Below are 24,200 nucleotides of genomic sequence, written 5' to 3' on the forward strand. Positions count from 1 at the left end.
CTTGGCTTATCGGTTGCTGCTGTGATCTGTCATCAGGGCGGCGGTGCTTCGCCCGTCTTGCGGTACGAGAGCAGGTCCGGCGCATCCTCGGGTACCGGATTGGCCTTGAGATCGGCAATCAGCGCCTTCATCTCGGCAATTTCTTCTACCTGCGCCTTGATAATCCCGTCTGCCAGTTCACGCACACGCGGATCGCGAATATGCGCCCGCTCACTGGTCATGATGGCAATGGAATGGTGCGGAATCATCGCGCTCATGTAGCTCACATCGTCCACCGTCTCCTGGCTACGGACCAGCCATAACGAACCGGCAAACAGAATCAGGCACACCCCCAGAGTGGCCATATTCAGCGCCTTGTTGGCATACATCGACCACATGAAAAGCATCATCACCATGCCCATGGTGGCGCCCATCAAGAGCGCCATCCAGGTGCGCGTCTGGCTGAAGGTAGCGTGCTCCACCGCGTAGGTATTGAGATACATCAGAGCGAACATGACCACCGTGGAGGTGACAATCATGCTGAAGAACCGTGTGTAAGACATGCGCCCTCCTACTTGATCAGCATCCAGATGGCCATGCCGACCATCATGAGATTTTCCGTCAGGGAGATGAAACCCAGCGGCACGTTGCTGTCGCCGCCCACGCAGGCGCACTTGAGCTCACGTTTGTCGATATACACCGCCTTGAACACCGAGATGGCGCCAATGGTACCGATGATCAGCGCCACCGGGATGGCCAGCCACAGCAGCGCCCCGGCAATCATCAGTATGCCGGCCAGTGCTTCACCAAAGGGGTAGAGAAAGGCATAACGCACCCAGCGCTGCGCCAGCAGGTCGTAGCCCAGAAACATGTTCGAGAAGCTTTCCAGGTCGCGCAGCTTGAGGATCGCCAGCACGCACATGGAGATGGCCACAAACCATTCCACCGCGCGCAGGGTAAACAGGCTATCGAACGCCGCCCAACTGAAGCCCAGCGCCATCAGGGCCGCCGTGGCAAAAACCGCAATCACCGGCTGATAGGTGACTTCGTCCGGATCCTTTACCGACTTGCCGAAGTAGCGGCGCAAATCATCGTAGCCACCCACCCGCTCATCACCGATAAAGGTTTGCGGGGTAGTATCCACGTTGTGCTTTTCTTTGAAAGCGTCGGTCTCGTCGCGGGTTTTCAGCCAGTGGTCTTCCACCCGAAAGCCTTCGCGTTGGAGCAGGTCGCGTGATTTGAGCCCGAAAGGGCAAATGTGATCTTTCATCACCATGCGGTAGAGTTTTGCGTCGCGTTGCGGCTCCGTCATCACTTCACCTTTGTCGTGTTGGTTGTGGGCAAAATTGGTGCTTGCTGTGGTCGTACGCGTGCCAAGGCTTCCTTGAACACTGAGCAGCATCCTCTGGCAGTGGCGCTACCTGAGCGCCTGGCCGGGATGGAACCCGGCCGTCTCAGGGAAAAATCACCCTATCCCCGATCCACCGCGCTCCGGCTCAAAACACCGCGCTCCGAGTCAAAACACTGCGCTCTTCCTGGGAAGGTCGTGTGCCATCTCGACCAGCTGCGAAGCAGCCCGGCCCCACGTGAGCAGCCAGATGTATCTAAAAATGTCGACAGCCCTGCTGGCGGGATCGTTCCATCGTTCTTGCAGGCCTGCAACGAGGACTCGCTCCCTCCTGACTAGACGGGACTGGAAAGAACCGCAAAGGACTGAACGGGACTGGAGGGTTAGGTCGGTACTGCGAGGATCGACAGGTATTGGAAGCGCTTGGGACTACCCCGGACGCCGTGATGGTATGGAAAGGTTGAGTGCCCGCTGGATCACAGCGTCACTCCCCACCAGGCTAGCCAATTTGCGTAGACAGCTTGTGCACTGCCGCAATCTCGCCACTCCAGATCATCTCGTAGTGCGCCGTCTGCACTACAGAGCTCACCTGCCTGGGCGTAAACAGCCCCCAGCACACCCCATCGGGCTGGCGTACCGAGTGATAACGCAGGCCCACGGCAGCAGTCATGAGCGCTTCTCGGCCGAGCCTGCGTGAGGCGCTGTAATCATCAGGGGCGTAGATTGCATCGCTGCGCGCGATGGTCAGTGCATCCAGCGCGCCGCCTTCATTGAAGCGCGTGGTCAAACCACGGAACACAAAGCGCTCGTAGCGTAGATCCGGCACCTGGCACCAATACACCTGTTGGTGGTAACGCACCTCAGCCAGGGCCGTATCCATGCTGTCGGCCAGGTACAACACACCAAAGGAGCCATCGCTGAAACGCGAGCCATCCGGGTTCACATGGGTAAAGGGCGCGGCTGCGTAGGAGCAACCGGGAATGCCGAAGGGAATATCCTGGCGCGGGATCATCTCCAGCCGCCCGGCCTGATTGGCCAGCCGTGGATTGGTCAGCGCCTGCAAGGCGTAGAGCTCTTCAAACTCGTCGGCGCTGGCCACATCATCAAAGATCGCGATGGGCGGGAATTTCGAATTTACCAGCCGATAGCCACGTAGATCCGCCGCTGGCAGCGCCGGCAGGGTTTGCGCCTTTACCACTGGCTGCCACGCAACACATCAATGCGCCGGAAGGTTTCATACACCGCCACTATATCGCCGCTGCCCATCACCTCGAGCGGCGAACGGCCGAGAAAGAAGGGATTGTGGTTGGGCATGCGCATGAAGCCGTAAAGGTTCTCTGGATTGTCGAACACGGTGCGCAGGGCGGCATGTATGTTCAGCACAAAGCTGACACGGGTCAGTTGATCACGGTCCAGGTTGATCGCCGTAAGGCCATCCTTGCGCTTGGCGCGGGCGTACGTGCTGTGCGAGACACGCAATATCGCTTCGCCCTGCTCGCCCGTCGCACCCCACTTGTCGAGAATGGCAACGGCAGCGCGCAGACCGGTAGCAGAGGTGGTCTTTTCAGGAGCGGCGGCGGTCAGAGTAAGCATGGTGAAGAATCCATGTAGATATGTACCCACAGATACTAGACCCAGAATACTGTATTTGCAAATACAGTAGGCCGCAAGCCCGCTGCCCTTCTAACGCGCGCTCACTCGCCGGGGCGCCGCCATAGGCTCGCCAGCCAGGGCTGCTGATCACGCGGCAAACCGGCCGGTCGATAATAATGCTCCAGCTCGACAAACCCCGCCGCCTGCAACAGCGCTTGCCAGGTTTCCAGCCGATAATAGGCGCCGTAACGATCGCCACTCCAGCCCTCCTGATCGTCACCGCGGGGGTTGGAACTGAGCAGCACCCCGCCCGGCTTGAGACAGCCATGCAACTGACGCAAGGCGCCGGGCAAGGCGCGGCTGGGGATATGGAACAGCGCCGCATTGGCAAACACCCCGTCAAACCGCTGCATCGGCAAGTCGAGCGCCAGAAAATCCTGCAGCCAGACCTCGCAGCCGCTATCGGCGCGCGCCATCTGCACAAAGCGTTCGCAGCCATCCAGCCCCACTGCCACATGGCCCAGCGCGGTAAAGGCCTGCAGATCGCGCCCGGGGCCGCAGCCCACATCCAGAATGTGCCAGGGCGCTGGCGATTCAATGTGCCGCAACAGCGCATTGATGTTCTGGCTCACATCGTGGCCCCGCGTGCCCTCGCGAAAGCCTTCGGCATTCTGCTCGTAATGGGCCAGCGTCTGGCGCGTCGCCTGCACCCATTCTGTGGCGGGCTCCAGTAACTGCGCCCTACCCAACAGCATCAGGGTGCGTTCGTCAGGTTGGCCGCTGTAGAAGGCCCTCAAGACATCGGTAAAAATGCTTTGCTCGGGCGCAGCCACGGCAAACAAGGTCATGCTGGAGCGCAGCTTGAGGTCGTCCGGCGAACCCAGGATCTGCCGGGCCGAAAGCTCGCGCCACTCAAGTAACGCCTGGGCGCACAAGATCAATCGCGGCCCCAGCACCGGGTGCTCCAGATAAGCACGCGCCTGGTCCAGATCGGCAATGGCGTAGCGCTGCGCCATCGCGCTATGCCCCAGACCGTTCAACTGCGGGAATATGAACCACATCCAGTGCGACGTCTTGCGACCTGCCCTCAGCTCAGCCAAGGCGGTGGTGTAGGTATCGGCCTGAGCCTCGATAAAAGGTTGCAGGTGATAGGGATCAGACATGCTTGCCGGCTCCGTGCAAGGGTTATTCACTGTGAGGGTCGAAGGCGCGCATGTTCCGCAGCAGTCTGACCCCGTGCTGATAAATCCGTTAACAAAAGGTTGCCCGGTGGCCGCGAAAGCCACAAGCAAAATGAAAGCTGATGGTTTATAAACAATGAAAAAAGAGCGCCGCTGCCCTCATCGAGAGTCACCATGCCTGACAACAGCAGAACGGACCGCATGAAGATCGACGTTGCCCAGCTCACCATCGGCATGTACGTAACCGAGCTGGACCGCCCCTGGACCGAAACAAGCTTTCTGTTTCAGGGCTTCCGTATTCGTCAGCAGCAGGAAATCCGCCTACTGCAGCAGGTATGCAAACACGTCTGGGTAGACTCTCGGCGCAGCGTTGGCGCAAAGCAGCAAGTCATCGAAAACCACGCCCAGTCCCCTGAACTGCAACCCATAGTCGCCAAGATTGAGTTCAACCAGGAAGTGGAGCAAGCCTCGCCGGTCTGGCACAAGGCGCATGAGGAGTCGCTGCGCATTCTCGAAGCGGTCAAGCTGGGCCAGGAGCTGGACGTTGCTGCGGTCAAGGCGGTGGTCAGCGAATGCGTTCAGAGCATCTTGCGCAACCCCGCTGCCATGCTCTGGCTGGCGCGCATCAAGAACAGCGACTACTACACCGCCGAGCATTCCTTGCGGGTATCCATTCTGGCCATCGCCCTGGGCAGAGAGCTTGGTCTGGCCGAGTATCAGCTGGAGCAGATCGGCGTGTGCGGCATGCTGCACGATGTCGGCAAGATCAAGGTACCCAACGAGATCCTCAACAAGCCCGGCGCACTCACCGCAGAAGAACTGCGCATCATGCAGAGCCATGCCAACGAAGGGCGGCGGCTGTTGATGGGTAATCAGCAGGTCACGCCTGCCACCGTGGATGTCGCCTACTCACACCACGAGCGCCTGGATGGCAAAGGCTATCCGCGCGGGCTGGATGCCAGACGCATCCCCTACTTTGCCAAGATCATCGCGGTGGTCGACGCCTACGACGCCATCAACAGCGACCGCGTATACAGCAAGGGCAAGTCCAGCCTGGAGTCGCTGAGAATTCTGCTGGAGGCGGTAAACAGCCATTTTGATGAAGAAATAGTGGGCCACTTTGTGCGCCTGATCGGCATCTACCCCGCCGGTGAGATTGTTGAACTCAGCAACGGCGAGGTCGGCATCATCATCGGCTGCTCGCCCACCAGCAAACTCAAACCCAAGGTCATGCGCGTGCTGGATGCCAACAAGCGGCCCTGCAGAGAACAGGTGGTCGACCTGGCCACCACCACGGTCGATGCCGAAGGCAAGCCTTTGCGCGTCAAGGACGTGCACGGCAGCGGCGCCTTCGGTATTGATATTGAGGCCTACCGACGCAAGGGGCTGCAGATTCCAGCGCACGTGTGAGCCGCCATTGCAGCGCAGGCAGGCAAGATTCAGGCAGGCTCCGCTACCGGCGCGTGCCGGGCTACCAGCTCAGCCACCCAATCGATGAACACCCGCAGCTTGCGGCTGATGTGCCGGTTGGGAGGGTAAGCTACATAGAGCGGCATCGGCTCAAGCGCCCAATCCTCGAACAGCCGCACCAATTCCCCGCTCGCCTCATGCGCGGCACTCATGTAAGTGGGTAACCAGAGAATGCCCAGCCCGGCCAATCCCGCCGCCAGATAGGCATTGCCGTCGTCCACCGCCAGCTGATACTGCCCCTTTATATGCAGGCGTTCCTGGTCTTTCTGCATGGCGTAGGGCACGGCACGGCCCGTACGCGCCCAGAGAAAACCGACAGTACGATGCGCAGTGTTTTCCAGCTCCAGCGGATGCGCTGGCCGGCCCAGCCGCTCAAGGTAGGCAGGCGCGGCAAATACACCCAGCTGGAGATCACCCACGCGGCGCGCCATCAGCGAGAGATCGCGCAGCTCACCGCCGCGCACCACACAATCGACGTTCTCATCGATGATATCGACAATACGATCACTCACCCCCAGATCGATCTGAATGTCCGGGGAGCGCGCGTAGAACTCCGGCAGCGCCGGCACCAGTATCATGCGCGCCAACGGGCTGGGGACGTCTACCCGCAACCTGCCGCGCGGCACAGCCGAGGCGCCGGACAAGCTGCTTTCCGCATCCTGCATCTGCGCCAGCAGCTCAATCACCCGCTCGTAGTAGAGCGCGCCATCGGCTGTCACATTGACCTTGCGCGTAGTGCGGTTGAGCAGCTTTACCCGCAGCCGCGCCTCCAACTGCTGAATCAGCTGGGTGACCGTGGTCTTGCTCATGTGCAGCGTTTCCGCGGCCTTGGTAAAGCTACCGGCCTCTACCACTCGGGCAAACGCCTGCATCGCATCAAATCGGTCCATCGTCCCGCCTCGCCCGGATTGTTTGGAAAACCCAAACAGTGCTGGCTACTGTTGCGCGTTTATCGCCGGTGCACAAGCGCCTAGAGTCTCTTCATCGGGCTCACGCAGCCCTGCGCAAACCAATGAAGAGGTAGTTATGAGCACACGCGACGTAGTCTTCCCCGCCGGGCGCCATGCCCTGTACGAGCAACACCACTACTCACCGGCCATCCGCTCCAACGGCTTTCTGTTCGTCTCCGGGCAGGTGGGCAGCAAGGCCGACGGCAGTCCCGAGCCAGATTTGCTGGACCAGGTAGCCCTGGCCTTCAAGAACCTGAATGGCATCCTGGACGCCGCCGGCAGCAGCTTTGACGATGTGGTAGACGTCACCGTGTTTATTGTCGACCCGCAGTCGCGCTTCGAAAGCATCTGGCCGACGGTGGTAAAGAACCACTGGGGCGCAGCGCCCTACCCCAACATCACCTGCGTGGGCGTCACCTGGCTGGCCGGGTTCGACTTTGAGATCAAGGTGATTGCCAAGCTGCCGGAGGCGTGAGCCCGCGTGTTGCGCCAGCCTGCCGATTGATCGCCGCCACCACCGCATTGGCAGAACAGACTGCCGACTCCAGTAGCGGTACCCCCTGATAGGCCCAGGAACCACAGAAAAAGACCCTGCGCCCCGGCTCGCGGTGCCACTGCTCAAGCGCTTGATGAACCTGGGCGGTGCCGGCGTGAACCACGGCGCGCTCCAAGGGCACACGGGCAAGTACGGTAGCGGCGGCTGGCTCAAACAGCGGGTTCCAGGTCTGAAATAGTGGCGCGCTGTTGCTCAGCGTGGGCTCTACCCGGTTGATCCAGACGGTAAACATGGGCTTGTGCAACGCCCGATCCATCTGAAAGTTCAGCGCCTTCCAGTCCGCCTGCTTCGCCGGCATGAAACGCGGGTCCTGATGTACCCAAAGCTCGCCGGCATCAAAGCGAATGTTGTCCAGCACGCTGCGTTCATGGGCAAACTGCGCGCCATCCAGAAAGTCCAATTGATTGGCCTGGACTGCAACAATCACCCGGTCAAACACGCCGCCCTCGCCTCGCTGGTTGAACACTTGAACGCCTTCCGCGCACTGCCTGAGCTGCACCACAGGGCTACCGGCGTACAGCGGCAGACCCCTCGCCAGCGCGGTAACCAACGCCGAGGTGCCACCGGTTAGCCGATACAACTCCGCGCCATGCAGAATATCCTGCAGCATGGCGAGCAGCTGCACGGCCGGCCAGCTCAGCAGATGCCGTTCTTCGCAGGTGCAGATGGTGGTCAGGATGGGCAGCACCAGACCGCGCCAGAACAGCGGGTCGAACGCATGTTGCTGTAAAAACTCGCCCAGGGTTGCGTCGCCACCCTGCAGTGCAATCTCGCGGGACACGCGTCGCAGCTGCAACATGCCGCGCCCGATGCGCAGCGCGCGGGTGTTCAGATAACGCCAGGAACCCACAAAGGGCCAACCCAACACCGGCAGCTCGCCCGCCCGAAACCAGGTATGGCCGCCAAGCCAGCTGCAGGAAACCAGGGTGCGCAGCGCAAAGGTATCGACCCCCACCTCGGCGGCCAGCTGCAGCACACTCGGCCAGGCATCGCGGCTCATTACGCGCAGGGGCACATCCACCACCCCGCCCCCCGTCGTTAGAGCATGGGCGTCCATGCCATGGCCGGCGCTGGCTTCAAACACAGTGACCCCATGGCCGGCGCACCGCGCCCGATAGGCTGCTGCCAGCCCGGCCATGCCGCTGCCAACCACTGCGATGGAATAGCTCATTTATCGGGCTCTTGTTGGGCTTCTATTGTGCGCACAAGGGCAAAGAGTAACAGCTAAAAAGCCGCGCGTTCATCTGCGCGCAGCCACCAGTCGCTGGGCGCGCTAGCCGCGCAGTGGCAGCGCCACACCAATGGCGATAAAAGCGGCACCACAACAATGATTGAAGCGACGCCCGACCCTCGCCAACCAAATGCTGATGCGACTCGCCAGGCTGGCCACCAGCAGCTCGGTGCTGAACTCGATCACGGCAAAAGTGCCCGCCAGCACGGCAAACTGGAGCAACAGGCTACGCGAGGGATCAATAAACTGCGGCAGAAAGGCAACAAAGAACAGAATCACCTTGGGGTTGCTGATGGCAGACAGCAAGCCCTGTCGAAACAGCCAACTGCCGGGCTTGGCCACCACCACCGCATCGGGAGCGGGCACGCCTAGGGGCGGCGAGCGCCAGATCTGAATACCCAGCCACACCAGATACGCACCCCCCACCCATTTCAGTACGCTCAACCAGAACAGCGATGCCTTGAGCAAGGCCCCAATGCCAAAGAGTGACAAGGCGATAACCAGGACGAAACCAACGCAGCCGCCAACGATGGTGTAAAGCGTCATACGGTGACCATACAGAGCGCCATGGGTCAGCGCCAACAAGCCATTCGGGCCCGGCGACAGAGACAAGCCTATGACCGCCAGCACGTAAACCAACCAGGTTTCAAGTTGCATGTGCAGGCTTCATGTGAGGGTTACATATGTGGGTTGCATGGCAGCGATACTACTCCGATACAGTGGTTCTGCCATTCAAGCCTGCGGTATATGCCAGGCAACGCCCCTGGCCTGTCGCCAACGGCTTGGCCTGAGTAAATCCATGTAAAGTTACATCTAAAACGCAGTTTTTACGTTCACTTTGCTGTCATATGAATAATCCCCGCGCTGCAGGATGCATCCGACGCTGGAATGAATGCGATCTGCCCAAGCGAGACAATCCAATGAACATTCTTCGTAGTGTCGCCCTTGCGGGCATTTCAACCCTGTTGCTAAGTGGCTGCGCCAACGAGCTCTATGCTAGCCCGTACGGCTCTGCGCACCAGCAGTATGCGCAGGTATACCAGGCACAGCCGCGGGTGATCATCGTACAGCCCAACCGGCAAACCTATGGCCAGTCGTCGCGCCTCTATGGCCAGCAAGGCCAGGTACAGCAATACAACTATTACCCCGGCCTACAGCAGCAGCCGAGACAGCAGCAGTGGTCGCAGCCATACCGCTACCCCCAATATGGCCAGCAACCGCGGTACGACCGGCACAACAACTACGACCAGCCGCGTGACCGCTGGCCGCAGCACCAGCGCCCCAGTCAGCAGCAAAACAACCAATATCAACGGCCGGACTACCGCGCGCAACAACAGCGGTACAAGGAACAACGTGACTACCAGCGCGAGATGCGAAATCGCAACCTCGACCGCATGCTGCGCAACGCCAGGCCACAGCAGTATCAACAGCGCACACCGCCTGATCAGCACCGCAACTACGGCGGCGGTATTCGCCAGCAACGTTAAGAGCGCGACTGATCGGAAGCTCCAAAGACCGGCGCCAGATGACGGCTACGCCTGGAGGCTAGCCTCCCCAACCAGCTTTCATGCGCGCAAAAAAAGAGGGCGCCATGCGCCCTCTGGGTAGTTACTTATGGCGTGTTCGGTTTCTCAAGCGTTAACCTGTCTATCCACCATATCCGTGCCCAGCCGGCGCCAGGTCAGCAGGAAGCACAGAGCGCTGGTGATATACAAGCAGGCCATTATGACCATGGCAGTTTGCAGGCTTTGCGCGTAAACCTGGCCACAGACGTCTTGCAGGTTCTGGCTCAGCTCACCAACCACAGCGGGATGACACTGATTGCGCGCCAGCTCGCCAGCCGCGACCCCAAGCTCGGCAATGCCGGATTTGAAGAAGATGTCGGAGACGGCGCCAATAAACAGCGGGCCGAAGCCGTAACCAATCAGGTTGACCAGAAGCAGCATCACGGCCGTGGCCATTGCGCGCACACGCATGCTGACCACACCCTGGCCGATCGTGTACTGCGCGGCCAGATAGCCGTACTTCACGAAGCCGCCGATCACCAGGCCGATTGCAGCGTAAAGCAGGTTATCGGTGGTGAAGGCGTAAATGTAAAAGGGAATCGCCAGTGTCAGGCCCACCGCCGGTACCCAGGCGATAGCACCCGGATGCTTCTTGTAAATCCGGGTCGCTAGCCAACCGGTGGCGAAGGTGCCTACCGCGGCAGACAGCGCTACCGGCGTATTGATCCAGATCGCCGCCTGCCCGGCAGTAATTTCGTAGGTGCGGACCAGAAAGATCGACTGGAACGAGGAGATACCGTAACCGCAGAACGCGGCGATGGTAGCGCCAGCGGTCATCAGCCAGAAAGCAGGCTTGCCCATCAACTCGTGGATAGCCTCGCCGAGACTAGCGCGCTCTTTCTTCTCGGCTTGCTGCGGATCGGTATAGCCGCGCGGCGGCTCCTTGACCGTGAATTTGAAAACAATGGCGACCAGCAAGCCCGGCAAACCAACGACGAAAAAGGCAGTGCGCCAGTCGAAGTTGTCGGTAACCCAGCCACCAATCAGGTTGGCGAACATGGTGCCGAGTGTCACGCCCATGGCGTAAAAACCCAGCGCCTGGGATCGTTCACGGGGAATGAAATAGTCCGCGATCAGCGAGTTGGCCGGCGGTGTACAGCCCGCCTCGCCAATGCCTACACCAACGCGGCACATCAGCAGAATCCAGAACGCGCCTATGGTCATGGAGCCGATGGTGACTTCCGTTGCCAAGCCGCAGGCTGCGGTCATCAGCGACCACAGGGCCACGCAGATGGTCATGATCCATACGCGATTGGCAACATCGGCAAAGCGTGCAAGCGGGATGCCCACGGCTGTGTAGAGCAAGGCGAAACCGAAGCCGGTGAGAAGGCCAAATTGCGTGTCGGTGATGCCGAGGTCCGGCACCAGATCGGGACCGACGACCGCTAGCAGGGCGCGGTCGACAAAATTCAGGATGTAGATAAGGGTCAGTGCCAAGAGCACATAATTGCGGTACGCCTTTGACCCGTAACCGACCAGGTGGCCCTGGGCACCCCCTTCTCCGCCAACAATGGCTCCCATGGATAACTCCCCTCTAAGTACATTGTTATTAGTAGACGCGGGCCGCAACCACACGCTGATATTATTCGCTTACGAGCTCCACCAGCATATCGACATAGTGGAGCCGGCGCCGCACAGAATTGTTGTCTCTTTGTGACAGGTGAGATCATCGCAACGGTTGGCATGACGGCGTAGCAGCGGAGTGGCCTGGCCTGTGCGAGACGAGCAGCTATGGTGTGAGCTGAGACCAATCCATGAGGTAAATGGCTGGGTATCAGCGGTGCAGCGCGCCAGTGAAGGTTAGCCTAGACCATATGGCACGATGCCAACGTCAGACATGTGCTCACTTGACCTAAATCTCCCTTTAGAGCTAATGGAGTACCTGCTAACTGGCGCCAGCGCGAATACGCAAATGAAAATTGGTTGAACAAGCTTTTCGAGAAGTTAATGAACCACTAAGCACCAGCGAAGACTGTGTCGCGCTAGTGAATAGTTTATTGGCTCGGGTTCTACCCCACTGATGCGGAGGTGATTTTTTTCCGGTACTCAGTAGCCCCGCCTCGAAAGCCATGATGCCAACATCTCAGGCAACATCGGCCTGGCGATATGATAACCCTGCCCTTCATGGCACCCCCAACCTTGCAACAGCTCAAGCGTCGGTGCGTCTTCGATGCCTTCAGCCACAACGAGATAGTTCAGACGCGAAGCCAACTCGATAATGGCCTTAACCAGCCGCCGATTCTTTTCATCAGAATGCAGTTTAGACATGAAAGATCGGTCTATTTTGACTGTCGTAGCCGGGAGATCGCGTAGATAAGCCCAGTTGCTATAGCCACTGCCAAAGTCGTCGATCGCGATGTCTACCTCCAGCGCACTGATTCGACTGAGTTGCTCGCGTACAACCTGAGGCTTGTTTATCAGTGCCGTTTCAGTGAACTCGAGCTCAATGTTGTCAGCCTTGATGCGCTTCTGTTCGATCAAGCTAGCAAGTTCATCGGCGAAAGCGCTGCTTTCCAGGTCAATCGCCGAGATATTGATACCCACCTTGAGGGTAATTCCCTGAGCTTGCCAGGCTGCTGCCTGAGCGACGGCCGCATGCAGAACTTTCATCGTGATAGCGCCAATCAGCGCGGTTTTTTCTGCTAGCGGGATAAACTCATCTGGGCCAACGTGCCCCAACGCCGGGTGCCTCCAGCGCAACAGCGCCTCAACCGACTCACATCGCCCTGATGCCAGATTAATTCGCGGCTGAAAAACAAGATAAAACTGATCATCAGCTTGTAACGCTTCAGCGAGACTGGAGAGCACTGTAAAAGCCCTCTGCTGTGCCCCATCCAGACACTTGTCGTACCATTGCCAGCCTAGCTGGCGGTCTCTTGCATCGTCAGCTGAACTTATAACCAGCCGCAGCCAGTCTTCATCCTCGGCCTGATCGTGCTTAATCGGCAGCACGCCGATCCCTGCCTGCGTCTGGATCGGAATGCCTTTGCTATTCACCGGCATAGCCAAGTCGTCAAGGATACGCTGATATAGAGAGGGACCATCCTCGGCCTGGTCCTCATTCAACAGAAAGGCGAAACGTGTAGGGCTGATTTTATAGAGCGAGCAACCCCGCGGCAGAAGCGCCTGCAGCCGGTTTTTCATGGCTAGAATCAGCTCATTAGAGAAACTGTAGCCAAGAGCCTTGACGATATCGTTTAAAAAGTGCGGCGCGATGACGTCTACGGCGGCGACGGTGCACCCTTTGCCGGTACTGACGATGGAACGAATCTTCTGTTCGAGCATCACCCGGTTGAACAGTCCGGTCGACTGGTCAACGAACGCAACTTGGCGCAGGTCTAAAATGCGCTGCATGACCAGTTCGGCGATATGACGGAGCAAGGCTAACTCGTGCTCATCCAGTACGGGACGTGGCTTGGTGTCGATGATACAAACGCTGCCCAGACCGAGGCCGTCTGCGGTAGTAAGCGGCACGCCAGCATAGAACCGAATATTTGGGTCACCGGTAACCAGGGGGTTATTGGCGAATCGCGGATCGGACGTAGCATCGGGAATCTGAAAAGGCTCATCGGCCAGAATGGCGTAGGCGCAGAACGAATCACGGCGAGGCGTCTCGCGCACCGGCAGCCCGAAGCTCGCGCGAAAATACTGCCGGTTTTCGTCCAGAATCGAAATCAGGGCGATGGGCACCTTAAATGTTCTGGCAGCCAACTCCACCACACGCTCGAACACTGGGTCCGGCGTGCTTTCCAATAAACAAAGCTCCTGAATGCGTGAAAGCCGCTGAGGTTCATTAACAGGAGCAGGAGGCCCTTCAGTAAACATATCTTTTCAAAGCCGTACCGTAGAATCAAGTAAGCAATCCAATGGATGTCCCACACTACAATGAGATTCATCAACACTCCAATGAGATTCATCACCTGAATTAAACCGTAGCAAAAGGCCATTAAAAATGCAGCAGGGTTTTGCATATTCTGCTGATGTTAGAGCATACGCAGTTGCCATCCTGAATAAACTGGGCAACTGCCATCGTGGGCTCACAAATCAAGGCTTGGGCAAATACCCCGGCAACGCCTCTACCCTCTCCAGCCAACGGGCAATGTGAATATAGGGCCTGAGATCCACATCCCCTTCCGGCGCCAGAGCCACGTAGGGCTAAACAGCGCTGATTGGAGGCAGAATACGTTGGGGAGTTTATGGCACTATTCATGATTCTCACCGCATTAGAATAAACAACGCTCATAATTCAATTTAAGCGGGAAAATGAAATAACGCGGTGGTTCATCTGTTCATACCGCCAATATGTATAGAAAACCGGATAATTTCGACACGTTTACCTGACGTGTCGAAAAAACGCTAAAATTTAGACATGTTGCTTTGGTCCTGAAGCTGCCTCAGTGTGCTTTGACCGTCCGCCACACCCCTGCTCCACCACACACCCCTGCCGAATCGCCGCATCCTCCGGCTGCAAGGTGCTGTGCGCTATACCGAAGCGCTCGCGCAACACCTCCTGAATCTGCGGCAACACGCTTTGCCATTGATCAATGGCTTGTATGTCTACGTGCGCGGCCAGGGCGTGGCTGTTGGATGAGAGGCTCCAGATGTGCAGATCGTGCACGGCCTGTACGCCGTCGATCTGTGTGAGTGCCTGGCTTACTTCGGCCGGGTCTATGCCTTGGGGTACGCCTTCCATCAGTACCCGGGTGACGGCGCGTAGCAGGCGGATGGCCGATACCAGGATGAGCAGGCAGACAAACAGCGAGAGGATCGGATCCATGATCGCCGGGCCGCCGTAGTAGATGATGGCACCGGCAGCCACGGCGGCGACTGAGCCCAGCAGGTCACCCATGACGTGCAGCAGCGCGCCGCGCACGTTCATGTTCTGCTCGCCGCGCATCAGTACCCAGGCGACGATGATGTTCACCAGCAGGCCCAGGGCCCCCACGACCAGCACGGTGACGCCGTTCACCTCGGGCGTATCGAGCATGCGCAATACGGCTTCGTAGGCGATATAGGCAATTACCAGGAACATGAAGATGACGTTGAACAGCGCGCCCAGCACTTCGGCACGCTGCAGCCCGAACGAGTGCTGGCGTGAGGCGGGCTTGTTGGCCAGCCAGGCAGAGAAGGCGCCGACCGCCAGCGAGAGCGAATCGGTAAACATGTGGCCGGCATCGGACAGCAAGGCCAGGGAGTTGGCCATGAGCCCGGCGAATACTTCGACCAGGGCGAAGGCGGTGGTGAAGATGAGCGCGAAGACCAGAGTCTTGCCGCTGCCATGGCTGTGGCTGTGGCTGTGCGCGTCATGCTTGTGGTCGTGCGAGTGATCGTGGTGGTGTTCGGTCATCGGTTTCTGGCCCCTGTGCCGCGCCTTCTCAAGATGGCTGCGTGCTGCTGAATATAGCGCGTTGCTGTTCCGGTGAGACGGCGCGTTGCGGTATCCGCGCCCGACTCTCCATCAACACCCGTATTGAAAACCCTGCAGCCACTACAGGGTCAAGCAGAGAAAACGCGCATCTCGGCCAGACAAGCCCTTCTGACAATTGCCGTGTCATCCGTCACAGGTGACGGCAGAAAAAACGGGACCCTAAGGTCCCGTTTGCAGGCTAATTGCCGAAGGTACTAGCCATCATGCGATCACGGGCTGGAGTAACTGGCCGACTGACCAAAGAGCGCGCGCAAGGTGCCCTGCTCTGTGGGTGTAAGGCCGAGGTTGGTCATGGCGGTTGTCCACGCGGTGTTTACCCCCGCCAGCGTCAAACCCTCATCTGACATGCTGATATCCGAGGCCGAATCGGTCGCATCAAAGACGATAACCTTGTCGCCCCCTAGGGTGTTTGACCAGGGCTGCCAGGCCAGCTCGTCTTCGCTAAATTCGCCATTCGGGTTGCCGCCACGCGCGAAGTCCGCCAGGTAATCCATCATGGCGTTCTGCAGCTCTTCACGGCCAGGCGCGTTTTGTTGAGTAAAAGGCAAGTTGAACAGCCCCTCGCCTACGCCGTGGAAGAAAGAGATCTCCGAGGCATGCCCGGCGCCATAAATGAAGTCGAAGGGCTCCGGACCAGACTGGCTGCCCCAGCGAAAATCATAGGCATAGGTAGCAGGTTGGTGTTGGGAAATTACCCGGGCCAGTTCGTCTACGTATTTTGCCCGCCAGGCGCGGCCGCCGTTATAACCGGTGACTTCGTAGGTGTCTTTGTCTTTCTGGGTGGGTAGCACCTCGTCGAGTGTCTGCGCTCCTTCAAAGGCAACATCCAGCAGGTCGAGCCAGCTCTTGCCGGCGGCCGAGGGGATGGTGCCACCCACCGCTGCCTTCAATGCGCCGCCGTACAAGGGCATGAAGGACTTCTGTTCGTACTCGTTGGCGCCGAGTATTACCGGCACATTGTTGAAGTCGCCAGCGGTGAACGCGGGCAGCCAGCCACCGGCCGGGATTACCACGCCGTCTTCGATGGCGCCATAGGCGCTCAATTGGCTGTAGTTGAATACCGCCTGGTACAGGTCCCGAGCGTCCGCTGCGCGCAGGTAGGCGTTCAGCGTGCCGGCGCCTTCCATGTCTTGCCGCATTTGGGTCGCTTGCGCGGCGTCGATCGGGGTGGTGGGTGTTTTACGATCCTCGATCAGACGAATCAGCCATTCGATATGGTTGTTGGTTGCGGTGCGCGCACTGTTGGTACTGCGCGTCGTCATGGCGCCGCTTTGCGAAACCGCCTGTTGAAACAGATCGCCACTCGCCTCGGGCGATACCAGCAGGTTGAGTACGTTGTGCGCTCCAGCAGATTCGCCAGTGATGGTGACGTTATCCGGGTCGCCGCCAAAGTCGGCAATGTTGGCTTTGATCCACTTCAATGCCTGGATGGTGTCGAGCGTGCCAAAGTTGCCAGAATCGGAGAGCGGGTCTGCACCGCCGGTTTGTACGTCCGGATGGAAAAACCAGCCCAGCGGCCCTAGGCGGTACTGCAGCACTACCATGACCACATCGGAGTTCTCGACCAACGCGCGGCCATCGTACTGCTTGGCAGTACCAAAGTTGTTGGAGCCACCGTGAATCCATACGTATACCGGTAGTTTTTCGGACTGATAACCGGCGCGGTTAGGGCGATAGATATCGGCGATCAAACAGTCTTCATCACCAACCATGGTAGAAGTGCGCTGCCAACGGGTGGTGGTCTCGGCCTGCACGCATTCAGCGTGGCGCTCCGTAGCATCGCGCACTCCGGTCCAGTCTTCGGTTGGTTGCGGTGCGCGCCAGCGCAGATCGCCCACGGGTGGTTTTGCGTAGGGCAAGCCATGCCAGATCAGGGTGTCATCTTCGACGATGCCCTGGACTTCGCCATTGGCCAAGGTGATCTTGGCGCTTACGCTTTCATTGTCATCATCATCGCTACTGCTACTGCTACTGCCGAAGCAGCCAGATAGCAAGAGCGATCCGGCAATGGCGAAGGCCAGGGTGGTAAAAACGGGGCGCGATAGGACTGAGTTGGTTTCATCAGTTGCGGGGCGGCAAGAACGCATTTGCTCTCTCCTGAGTCAATGTTATTGTTTTGCTTCTCTGAGCCCGATCATGCGTCGAGCCGAGTTCAGTGTAGTTTAGGATTTGTCTATCGGATGAGACATAAGCAGTCGCTATACCCTGTATAGCTTTCGACTTATTTTGAACTCGCCGCGTAAGGTAATGCACCAGCATCGGTGCTGAACGACCAGCGCTGGCGAGCTAGTCCAGAGTTCTGCACGCCTGGCAGACCTGCTCAGTCTTTGCCGCCCGGGTTGTGGCGGCGCGCTCCGGGGCCGCGCGTTTGACCCTGGCCTGCGCCCCTACCCTCGCAGCGTCAAAAACAACCGCAAGTCCAGCTCCAACTGGTGATAGTCCGGCTCCATGTGCCGGCACAGTTGGTAAAAGGCCTTGTTGTGGTCTTTCTCGCGCAGGTGCGCCAACTCATGCACCACCACCATGCGCAGCAGCGGCTCGGGCAGGGTTTTGAGCATGGCCGAGACCTTGATCTCGTTCTTGGCCTTGAGCTTGCTGCCCTGCACGCGGCTGACAAACTGGTGCTGGCCCAGGGCGTTGTCGATCACGTGCATGCGGGTATCGTAGAAGACTTTGCTGATCGGCCCGCTGCTGCGCATGTGCTCCTGCTTCAGGCGCTGGGTGTACTCGTAGAGCGCGGCATCGGACTGAATCAGGTGCTGCTGCGCCTGCGGCGGATAGCGCTGCTCCAGCCAGGCGCCCAGCCGATTCTGATCGATCAGCGCCTGCACCTGCTGTTGCAGGCCGGGCGCGTAGCCGTTGAGGTATTTGAGTGTGGCCAAGGTCGTTTGATTGTCAGCGCATTGAGACGGCTGATGATACAGAACTCGGTTGCCTGTGGCTTTGCCCTAGCCGTTGCCTTCGTGGGTGCCTGGGCGGGTAAAGCCGGCAGGTCACTCCTGACGAATCCAGGTCTGGGTGCGACCCAATATGGGCGTGCCGATATAGCCGCGCACCTGCAGCTTGTCACCGCCCTCGATCAACTCGGCTTTGCTGCTGTAGACCTTGCCGTTCTCCGGATCGAGAATCTCACCGCCGGTGTACTCATCACCCTCTTTCTGCAGGCCGGTAAGAATGGTCAGCCCGACGATGGGCGCATCCTTGTTTTCACCTTCGCATTCCTTGCAGGTGCTTTGCTGCTCCTTGCCTGGCTGCGGGAAGACTTCTTCAATGGTGCCGCGCAGCGTGCCTTCCTGCTCGACAATACGGATCAGTGCACGGGGCTTGCCGCTATTGTCGTCAATACTCTTCCACAAGCCTTCTGGCGAGCTGTTGTCTGCCCAGGCGACAGAGGATATGAAAACGGCAATCAGCGCCAAAACAACGTGGCGCGCGCGAAGGAGGTGATGCATTGGAATTCTCCAGCAGGGTTTACAGAGTCTGGCCTGGCCTCAACTGCGCTGGCAGTTGGGCTTGCTAATTATGACAGCGGCAATTAGTCGGGTGTTCTATCCACACGTAAAAAAGGCCAGTCATTGCTGACTGGCCTTTTCGGTAATGCTTGACGCGCTGTTCACTTCAGCGCGCTGGCCTTACAACTACAACAGCTACTTAGACAGCCGCAGAGATCGGCTTGTCCGGGTACCAGGCATCCTGCAGGGGGCTGACTTCTACCTTGGCCAGCTCGCTACGGCCCTTGAGCCAGCGTTCTACGGCAGCGCGCTGTTCTTCGCTGACAGAGCCGCGCTCGGCCAGGCAGACCAGACCAAAGTCTTCGCCGCCAACATAATCCAGATTATTGGCGTCCATTGCCTGGATCAGGAAGTCTTCGAGGAAGCTGTCGATCTCTTCGACGGTCAGGCCGTCCTTGAATGCCAGGTTCAGTTCAAAACCCAGCTCTTGAAATTCGTCTACACAAAGCTTTTTGCGCAAGCGGCGCGAACGGGTGGTAGCCATGAATAATTCCTCTTGGATAAATACAAGCGAGAGTGTAGCCGGCCCTGAAAGCGGCGGCTGCAGAAAGTATCAGCTTGGTGGTTTCGGCTGCCGGCATCGACGCCAGCGGGAAAGGCAGACTGAGCAAGCCCAAAAACAGCTGAAAATGAAAAAGCCCAATGCGTAAACATTGGGCTTGATCACTAATAATATGGTCGGGACGGAGTGATTCGAACACTCGACCCCTTGCACCCCATGCAAGTGCGCTACCAGGCTGCGCTACGCCCCGACGATGCTTCGATTTGTCTTCCGAAGCGGGTCGCATGATACATTAACTATCTGAAATGAGAAAGTTTTTTTTCAGTATCAGCGTACACGCAAAACGTTCAGTACTTCTTCCAGCTCGGCAATGGTCTGACGGATCAGTTGCTTGTACTGGGTTACATCTTCACGTGCTTCGTCGCCGGACAAACGCTGACGCGCGCCGCCGATGGTGAAGCCCTGGTCGTACAGCAGGCCGCGAATCTGGCGAATCATCAGCACATCCTGACGCTGATAATAACGACGGTTACCGCGACGCTTTACGGGTGATAGTTGTGGAAATTCCTGCTCCCAGTAACGCAGAACATGAGGCTTTACTGCACAAAGCTCGCTGACTTCACCAATGGTGAAATAGCGTTTGCCGGGGATCGCCGGCAGTTCGTCGTTATGGCTGGGTTCCAGCATAGGCTTCTACTCTGGCCTTGAGTTTTTGTCCGGGGCGAAAAGTCACTACGCGCCTTGCGGTAATGGGTATCTCTTCACCCGTCTTGGGATTGCGTCCGGGGCGCTGACGTTTGTCACGCAGATCGAAATTGCCGAATCCGGACAACTTGACCTGCTCGTTGGTCTCCAGTGAATTGCGAATTTCTTCGAAAAACAGTTCGACCAACTCTTTGGCTTCGCGCTTGTTGAACCCTAGTTCTTCATAGAGCCGCTCAGCCATTTCCGCTTTCGTCAGAGCCCCCATCGGCTATTTCCTTAGTGTGGCGTTGAACCCTTGCTCCAGGGACTTCAGCACTCTGTCCATGACAGCATTCACCTCTTCATCCGTAAGAGTGCGCGAGGAATTCTGCAAGGTCAAGCCGATAGCCATACTTTTTCTATGCGGATCAATACCTTTGCCCTCATAAACGTCAAACAACCTGAGGTTTTTCAGGTGTTCACCCGCTTCGCGGCGAATGCATGCCAGCAGGTCTTCCGCGAGAACGCTGCGGTCTACCACCAAGGCAACATCACGTCTGACTTCAGGATAGCGGGACAATTCGTTGAAACGCGGGAGTTTTCCCTGGCAAATTTTCGCCAATGCCAACTCGAACACAAAAATCGGTCCGTTAAGGTCCAGATCGGCAACCAACTGTGGGTGCAGCGCGCCCAACAGGCCTACTTGCTGACCATCGCGCTGGATGCTGGCAGTCTGTCCCGGGTGCAATGCCGGATGCTCGGCTGGCACGAAAGTGAAGGCCTCGCCCGCACCGCCGCTACCCAGAATGGCTTCCACATCGGCTTTGACGTCAAAGAAGTCGAGCTTCTCGGCACCGTTGGCCCAACCTTCGGGCAGACGCGTGGCGCAGGCGATGCCCGAGAGCATACGTTCCTGCAGCAACTCGCCATCGGCCTGCGGCACAAAACGCAGGCCGCTCTCGAACAGGCGCACGCGGCCCTGCTGGCGGTTCTGGTTGTACTGCAGCGCCTTGCTCAGGCCCGGCCACAGAGAGGTGCGCATGACGGCCATGTCGGTTGAAATCGGGTTGGCCAATGCCAGGGGCTCGATCTCGGGATCGAACTGCTTGCTCAGGCCCGGCTCAATGAAGCTGTAGGTGATAGCTTCGTGATAACCGCGCGCGACCAGCAGACGACGCAACATGGGCAGCTCGCCACGGGTCTCCGGCTTGGCACTCAGCGTCAGGGCCGCGGTAGGTGCACTGACTGGCAGGCGGTTGTAGCCATACAGACGTGCCAGCTCTTCAATCAGATCGACCTCGATGCTGATATCGAAGCGATGGCTGGGTACATCTACCTGCCATTGGCCTTCGCCCTGGGCATTGACGCCCAGACCCAGACCGGTCAGATAGCCAACCACATCGCTCTCGCTCATCTGCATGCCGAGCATCTGATTGATGCGCTCGCTACGCAAGATGATCTGCTTCAGCGTAGGCAAGGCGCCCTGCTCTACCGCTTCGATAACCGGCCCCGGCTCGCCACCAACAATCTCGAGGATCAACGCGGTGGCGCGCTCCATGGCTTCACGCTGCAGTTGCCAATCGACGCCGCGCTCGAAGCGGTGCGAGGAATCGGTGTGCAAGCTGTAACCACGCGCCTTGCCAGCGATGGCGATGGTGTCGAAGAAGGCACTTTCCAGGAACAGGTCCCGGGTGCCGGTGCTCACACCGCTGTGCTCGCCACCCATGATGCCGGCCATGGCCAATGGGCGCTCGTGGTCGGCGATTACCAGGGTATCGGCGCGCAGGGTAATTTCCTGGCCATCGAGCAGCACCAGCTTCTCGCCTTCTTCAGCCAGGCGCACGCGAATGCCATCCTTGATTTCGGCCAGATCGAAGGCATGCAGCGGCTGACCCAGCTCAAGCATGACGTAGTTGGTGATATCCACTACGGCGTCGATGCTGCGAATGTCGCTGCGGCGCAGACGCTCGACCATCCACAGGGGCGTGGAGCGCGACAGATCAACATTGCGGACAACACGGCCCAGGTAACGCGGACAGGCCTGCGGCGCCAACAGCTCGACCGGGCGCACCTCATCGTGCATGGCGGCAACCGGATCAACCTGTACGCGCGTGACCGCCGCGCCGTAGTTGGCGCCGACTTCACGGGCCAGACCGGCAATGGACAGACAGTCGCCACGGTTGGGGGTCAGGTCGACTTCAATGATGGCATCGTCCAGGCCCAGGTATTCACGCAGGCTCTGGCCTGTGGGGGCGTCGGACGGCAGCTCGTAGAGGCCGTCGTGGTCTTCGGAGAGCTTGAGTTCGGCAGCGGAACACAGCATGCCGAAGGACTCTACGCCGCGCAGCTTGGCCTTCTTGATCTTGAAGTCTTCGCCGAGTTCGGCGCCGACCATGGCAAAGGGGATCTTGATGCCGGGGCGCGCGTTGGGCGCGCCGCAGACGACCTGAAACGCTTCGCTGCCGTTGCTGACCTGGCAAACGCGCAGCTTGTCGGCATCCGGGTGTTGCTCGGCACTGAGGATCTCACCCACCACCACGCCGCTGAACACGCCGGCGGCCGGGGTAACGCTGTCTACTTCGAGTCCGGTCATGGACAGGCGCGCTACCAGCTCGTCACGGGAGACGGCGGGGTTCACCCAGGTGCGCAGCCACTGTTCACTGAATTTCATTATGGATTCCTGCTCTCAAAAGGGTTGCGGGTGCGGCGCTCAGCGAAACTGCTCAAGAAAACGCAGATCGTTGTCGAAGAAAATGCGCAGGTCGCCCACGCCGTAGCGCAGCATGGTCAGGCGCTCTACGCCCATACCAAACGCAAACCCCTGGTATTTTTCCGGATCAATGCCGGACATGCGCAGCACATCCGGGTGAACCATGCCGCAGCCCAGCACTTCCAGCCAGTCGGCCTTCTCTTCACCGTTCTTGACCACGGTGCGGCGGATATCCACCTCAGCGGAAGGCTCGGTAAAGGGGAAGAACGAGGGACGGAAGCGCACTTCCAGATCAGCCTCGAAGAACTCGCGCAGAAACTGCTCGATGGTGCCCTTCAGATCGGCAAAGCTCACGCCCTCGTCAATCAGCAGGCCTTCGACCTGGTGGAACATGGGCGAGTGGGTCTGGTCCGAATCGCAGCGGTATACCCGGCCAGGACAAATGATCCGGATCGGCGGCTGAGAGCTTTCCATGGTACGCACCTGAACTGGAGAGGTGTGGGTGCGCAGCAGAGTGTTGGCATTGAAATAGAAGGTGTCATGCATCGCCCGCGCCGGGTGATGGCCGGGGATGTTGAGGGCTTCAAAGTTGTGGTAGTCGTCCTCTACTTCCGGACCTTCCTCGACGGTATAACCGACGTGGGCAAAAATCTGTTCGATGCGCTCCATGGTGCGCGTGACCGGATGCAGGCCACCACTCACCTGGCCGCGGCCTGGCAGGGTTACATCTACGCGCTCGGCTGCCAGCTTGGCATTCAGCGCGGCGCCTTCCATATCGTTCTTGCGGCTGTTCAGCACGCTGGAAACACGCTCTTTGGCCTCATTGACCATGGCGCCGACTTTGGGCCGTTCTTCAGCCGGGATATTGCCCAGGGTCTTCATCACCTGAGTCAGCTCGCCCTTCTTGCCTAGGTACTGCACGCGGATCTGTTCCAGCGCATTGACATCAGCTGCCTGCTCGATAGCGTCAAGGGCTTGGGAGACCAGGGCGTCAAGGTTTTCCATTTACAAACTCCAGAAACAAAAATAGGGGAAGAGCGTTGAGGCTCTTCCCCTATCATTGACGTTGCCATCCGCGCCTTGCGGCGCGGTGATTGTCGTAACGAGGGCTTAAGCCAGGCTAGCCTTTGCTTTTTCGACAATCGCGGTAAACGCCGCTTTTTCGTTCACGGCCAGATCGGCCAGAACCTTACGATCGATCTCGACGGACGCCTTTTTCAGGCCAGCGATCAGGCGGCTGTAGGACAGACCGTTCTGACGAGCACCAGCGTTGATACGGGCAATCCACAGCGCGCGGAACTGACGCTTGCGCTGCTTGCGGTCACGATATGCGTACTGACCAGCTTTGATAACCGCTTGCTTGGCAACGCGGAACACGCGTGAACGCGCGCCGTAGTAACCTTTAGCCAGCTTGAGAACTTTCTTGTGACGCTTGCGCGCCATGACACCACGTTTTACACGAGCCATTGCTTTCTTCCTCTAACCTGTAAC

23 protein-coding genes, 1 tRNA gene and 1 pseudogene are annotated in these 24,200 nt (G+C 58.7%); 3 read left to right on the forward strand and 22 right to left on the reverse strand.

Translation table 11 applies throughout. The features are described 5' to 3' along the window. Positions 1–32: 32 nt before the first annotated feature. The 6 genes and pseudogenes from V7756_RS03270 to V7756_RS03295 form a co-directional block, all read right to left on the reverse strand. On the reverse strand, positions 33–542 hold the full coding sequence (locus V7756_RS03270; RefSeq protein WP_335608733.1) for a DUF305 domain-containing protein: 510 nt from the start codon (positions 540–542) through the stop codon (positions 33–35). Between the two features lie 8 nt (positions 543–550). Next, positions 551–1,291 carry a glutaredoxin gene (locus V7756_RS03275; protein WP_335608734.1) on the reverse strand — a complete coding sequence of 247 codons (741 nt, stop codon included), beginning with the start codon at positions 1,289–1,291 and terminating at the stop codon, positions 551–553. A 535-nt stretch (positions 1,292–1,826) separates the two neighbouring features. Further along, positions 1,827–2,525 carry an RES family NAD+ phosphorylase gene (locus tag V7756_RS03280; RefSeq protein WP_335608735.1) on the reverse strand — a complete coding sequence of 233 codons (699 nt, stop codon included), beginning with the start codon at positions 2,523–2,525 and terminating at the stop codon, positions 1,827–1,829. Beyond that, positions 2,519–2,920 carry an antitoxin Xre/MbcA/ParS toxin-binding domain-containing protein gene (locus tag V7756_RS03285; protein WP_335608736.1) on the reverse strand — a complete coding sequence of 134 codons (402 nt, stop codon included), beginning with the start codon at positions 2,918–2,920 and terminating at the stop codon, positions 2,519–2,521. Before V7756_RS03285 ends, V7756_RS03280 begins: the two co-directional genes overlap by 7 nt. A gap of 101 nt (positions 2,921–3,021) precedes the next feature. Beyond that, positions 3,022–3,675: a class I SAM-dependent methyltransferase gene (locus V7756_RS03290; protein WP_335608947.1), complete on the reverse strand. Its 654-nt coding sequence runs from the start codon at positions 3,673–3,675 to the stop codon at positions 3,022–3,024. A gap of 3 nt (positions 3,676–3,678) precedes the next feature. Continuing rightward, positions 3,679–4,083 (reverse strand): annotated as a pseudogene (locus V7756_RS03295) (DUF1810 domain-containing protein); the annotation flags it as partial. Between the two features lie 192 nt (positions 4,084–4,275). Between V7756_RS03295 and V7756_RS03300 the strand changes: the two are divergent. Continuing rightward, positions 4,276–5,511 carry an HD-GYP domain-containing protein gene (locus V7756_RS03300; protein ID WP_335608737.1) on the forward strand — a complete coding sequence of 412 codons (1,236 nt, stop codon included), beginning with the start codon at positions 4,276–4,278 and terminating at the stop codon, positions 5,509–5,511. Between the two features lie 29 nt (positions 5,512–5,540). Here V7756_RS03300 and V7756_RS03305 read toward each other — a convergent pair whose 3' ends face one another. Next, the gene (locus V7756_RS03305; RefSeq protein ID WP_335608738.1) at positions 5,541–6,461 is read right to left on the reverse strand and encodes a LysR family transcriptional regulator; all 921 of its coding nucleotides are present in this window, start codon (positions 6,459–6,461) and stop codon (positions 5,541–5,543) included. A gap of 136 nt (positions 6,462–6,597) precedes the next feature. Between V7756_RS03305 and V7756_RS03310 the strand changes: the two genes are divergently transcribed. Beyond that, complete coding sequence (locus V7756_RS03310) at positions 6,598–6,996, forward strand: RidA family protein (RefSeq protein WP_335608739.1); 399 nt, start codon at positions 6,598–6,600, stop codon at positions 6,994–6,996. On the opposite strand, the gene V7756_RS03315 is transcribed toward V7756_RS03310, so the two are convergent. Together V7756_RS03315 and V7756_RS03320 are read right to left on the reverse strand one after the other, a co-directional pair. After that, entirely contained in the window at positions 6,965–8,248 is a 1,284-nt protein-coding gene (locus V7756_RS03315) for an FAD-dependent oxidoreductase (RefSeq protein ID WP_335608740.1), read from the reverse strand. The two genes, V7756_RS03310 and V7756_RS03315, sit on opposite strands and share 32 nt — an antisense overlap. 102 nt (positions 8,249–8,350) lie before the next feature. Beyond that, positions 8,351–8,965, reverse strand: coding sequence for a LysE family translocator (locus V7756_RS03320; protein WP_335608741.1), 615 nt, complete (start codon positions 8,963–8,965; stop codon positions 8,351–8,353). A 263-nt stretch (positions 8,966–9,228) separates the two neighbouring features. On the opposite strand from V7756_RS03320, the gene V7756_RS03325 reads away from it, so the two are divergent. Continuing rightward, the gene (locus tag V7756_RS03325) at positions 9,229–9,795 is read left to right on the forward strand and encodes a hypothetical protein (protein WP_335608742.1); all 567 of its coding nucleotides are present in this window, start codon (positions 9,229–9,231) and stop codon (positions 9,793–9,795) included. Positions 9,796–9,939: 144 nt separating this feature from the next. Here the strand turns inward: V7756_RS03325 and V7756_RS03330 are convergent, their stop codons facing one another. The 13 genes from V7756_RS03330 to rplT all read right to left on the reverse strand — a co-directional run bounded on the left by V7756_RS03330 (position 9,940) and on the right by rplT (position 24,176). Then, entirely contained in the window at positions 9,940–11,394 is a 1,455-nt protein-coding gene (locus V7756_RS03330; protein WP_335608743.1) for a spinster family MFS transporter, read from the reverse strand. Positions 11,395–11,919: 525 nt separating this feature from the next. Next, entirely contained in the window at positions 11,920–13,698 is a 1,779-nt protein-coding gene (locus V7756_RS03335) for a putative bifunctional diguanylate cyclase/phosphodiesterase (protein ID WP_335608744.1), read from the reverse strand. A 538-nt stretch (positions 13,699–14,236) separates the two neighbouring features. Next, a complete protein-coding gene (locus tag V7756_RS03345; protein WP_335608745.1) occupies positions 14,237–15,220 on the reverse strand; it encodes a cation diffusion facilitator family transporter in 984 nt (327 codons plus the stop codon). Positions 15,221–15,510: 290 nt separating this feature from the next. Beyond that, complete coding sequence (locus V7756_RS03350; protein ID WP_335608746.1) at positions 15,511–17,388, reverse strand: carboxylesterase/lipase family protein; 1,878 nt, start codon at positions 17,386–17,388, stop codon at positions 15,511–15,513. 300 nt (positions 17,389–17,688) lie between these two features. Then, entirely contained in the window at positions 17,689–18,183 is a 495-nt protein-coding gene (locus tag V7756_RS03355; protein ID WP_335608747.1) for a M48 metallopeptidase family protein, read from the reverse strand. Between the two features lie 111 nt (positions 18,184–18,294). After that, complete coding sequence (locus tag V7756_RS03360; RefSeq protein ID WP_335608748.1) at positions 18,295–18,753, reverse strand: DUF2147 domain-containing protein; 459 nt, start codon at positions 18,751–18,753, stop codon at positions 18,295–18,297. Positions 18,754–18,952: 199 nt separating this feature from the next. Next, entirely contained in the window at positions 18,953–19,297 is a 345-nt protein-coding gene (locus V7756_RS03365) for a 50S ribosome-binding protein YggL (RefSeq protein WP_335608749.1), read from the reverse strand. A 191-nt stretch (positions 19,298–19,488) separates the two neighbouring features. After that, a tRNA-Pro gene (locus V7756_RS03370) sits at positions 19,489–19,565 on the reverse strand. A 77-nt stretch (positions 19,566–19,642) separates the two neighbouring features. Next, positions 19,643–20,002 (reverse strand): MerR family transcriptional regulator, encoded by a 360-nt coding sequence (locus V7756_RS03375; protein WP_335608750.1) that lies wholly within the window; start codon positions 20,000–20,002, stop codon positions 19,643–19,645. Next, a complete protein-coding gene (ihfA, locus tag V7756_RS03380) occupies positions 19,983–20,285 on the reverse strand; it encodes an integration host factor subunit alpha (protein ID WP_092283767.1) in 303 nt (100 codons plus the stop codon). The genes V7756_RS03375 and ihfA overlap by 20 nt, the downstream gene beginning before the upstream one ends. Before the next feature lie 3 nt (positions 20,286–20,288). Beyond that, positions 20,289–22,670, reverse strand: a complete 2,382-nt coding sequence (gene pheT / locus V7756_RS03385; protein WP_335608751.1) for a phenylalanine--tRNA ligase subunit beta — start codon at positions 22,668–22,670, stop codon at positions 20,289–20,291. A 39-nt stretch (positions 22,671–22,709) separates the two neighbouring features. After that, the gene (gene pheS, locus V7756_RS03390; RefSeq protein ID WP_335608752.1) at positions 22,710–23,714 is read right to left on the reverse strand and encodes a phenylalanine--tRNA ligase subunit alpha; all 1,005 of its coding nucleotides are present in this window, start codon (positions 23,712–23,714) and stop codon (positions 22,710–22,712) included. Between the two features lie 105 nt (positions 23,715–23,819). Continuing rightward, the gene (rplT, locus tag V7756_RS03395; RefSeq protein ID WP_083727855.1) at positions 23,820–24,176 is read right to left on the reverse strand and encodes a 50S ribosomal protein L20; all 357 of its coding nucleotides are present in this window, start codon (positions 24,174–24,176) and stop codon (positions 23,820–23,822) included. Between the last annotated feature and the right edge of the window lie 24 nt (positions 24,177–24,200).

Origin of the sequence: Halopseudomonas sp., assembly GCF_036961105.1 — a bacterium.
Lineage (GTDB): Bacteria > Pseudomonadota > Gammaproteobacteria > Pseudomonadales > Pseudomonadaceae > Halopseudomonas.

Coding starts and splice junctions, on each gene's coding strand:
- V7756_RS03375 (WP_335608750.1), bottom strand. CDS start 20,002: ATGCTGGAACCCAGCCATAACGACGAACTGCCGGCGATCCCCGGCAAA.
- V7756_RS03335 (WP_335608744.1), bottom strand. CDS start 13,698: ATGTTTACTGAAGGGCCTCCTGCTCCTGTTAATGAACCTCAGCGGCTT.
- ihfA (WP_092283767.1), bottom strand. CDS start 20,285: ATGGGGGCTCTGACGAAAGCGGAAATGGCTGAGCGGCTCTATGAAGAA.
- V7756_RS03360 (WP_335608748.1), bottom strand. CDS start 18,753: ATGCATCACCTCCTTCGCGCGCGCCACGTTGTTTTGGCGCTGATTGCC.
- pheS (WP_335608752.1), bottom strand. CDS start 23,714: ATGGAAAACCTTGACGCCCTGGTCTCCCAAGCCCTTGACGCTATCGAG.
- rplT (WP_083727855.1), bottom strand. CDS start 24,176: ATGGCTCGTGTAAAACGTGGTGTCATGGCGCGCAAGCGTCACAAGAAA.
- V7756_RS03310 (WP_335608739.1), top strand. CDS start 6,598: ATGAGCACACGCGACGTAGTCTTCCCCGCCGGGCGCCATGCCCTGTAC.
- V7756_RS03345 (WP_335608745.1), bottom strand. CDS start 15,220: ATGACCGAACACCACCACGATCACTCGCACGACCACAAGCATGACGCG.
- V7756_RS03350 (WP_335608746.1), bottom strand. CDS start 17,388: ATGCGTTCTTGCCGCCCCGCAACTGATGAAACCAACTCAGTCCTATCG.
- V7756_RS03320 (WP_335608741.1), bottom strand. CDS start 8,965: ATGCAACTTGAAACCTGGTTGGTTTACGTGCTGGCGGTCATAGGCTTG.
- V7756_RS03290 (WP_335608947.1), bottom strand. CDS start 3,675: ATGCTGTTGGGTAGGGCGCAGTTACTGGAGCCCGCCACAGAATGGGTG.
- V7756_RS03365 (WP_335608749.1), bottom strand. CDS start 19,297: ATGGCTACCACCCGTTCGCGCCGCTTGCGCAAAAAGCTTTGTGTAGAC.
- V7756_RS03285 (WP_335608736.1), bottom strand. CDS start 2,920: ATGCTTACTCTGACCGCCGCCGCTCCTGAAAAGACCACCTCTGCTACC.
- V7756_RS03330 (WP_335608743.1), bottom strand. CDS start 11,394: ATGGGAGCCATTGTTGGCGGAGAAGGGGGTGCCCAGGGCCACCTGGTC.
- V7756_RS03300 (WP_335608737.1), top strand. CDS start 4,276: ATGCCTGACAACAGCAGAACGGACCGCATGAAGATCGACGTTGCCCAG.
- pheT (WP_335608751.1), bottom strand. CDS start 22,670: ATGAAATTCAGTGAACAGTGGCTGCGCACCTGGGTGAACCCCGCCGTC.
- V7756_RS03275 (WP_335608734.1), bottom strand. CDS start 1,291: ATGACGGAGCCGCAACGCGACGCAAAACTCTACCGCATGGTGATGAAA.
- V7756_RS03305 (WP_335608738.1), bottom strand. CDS start 6,461: ATGGACCGATTTGATGCGATGCAGGCGTTTGCCCGAGTGGTAGAGGCC.
- V7756_RS03315 (WP_335608740.1), bottom strand. CDS start 8,248: ATGAGCTATTCCATCGCAGTGGTTGGCAGCGGCATGGCCGGGCTGGCA.
- V7756_RS03270 (WP_335608733.1), bottom strand. CDS start 542: ATGTCTTACACACGGTTCTTCAGCATGATTGTCACCTCCACGGTGGTC.
- V7756_RS03325 (WP_335608742.1), top strand. CDS start 9,229: ATGAACATTCTTCGTAGTGTCGCCCTTGCGGGCATTTCAACCCTGTTG.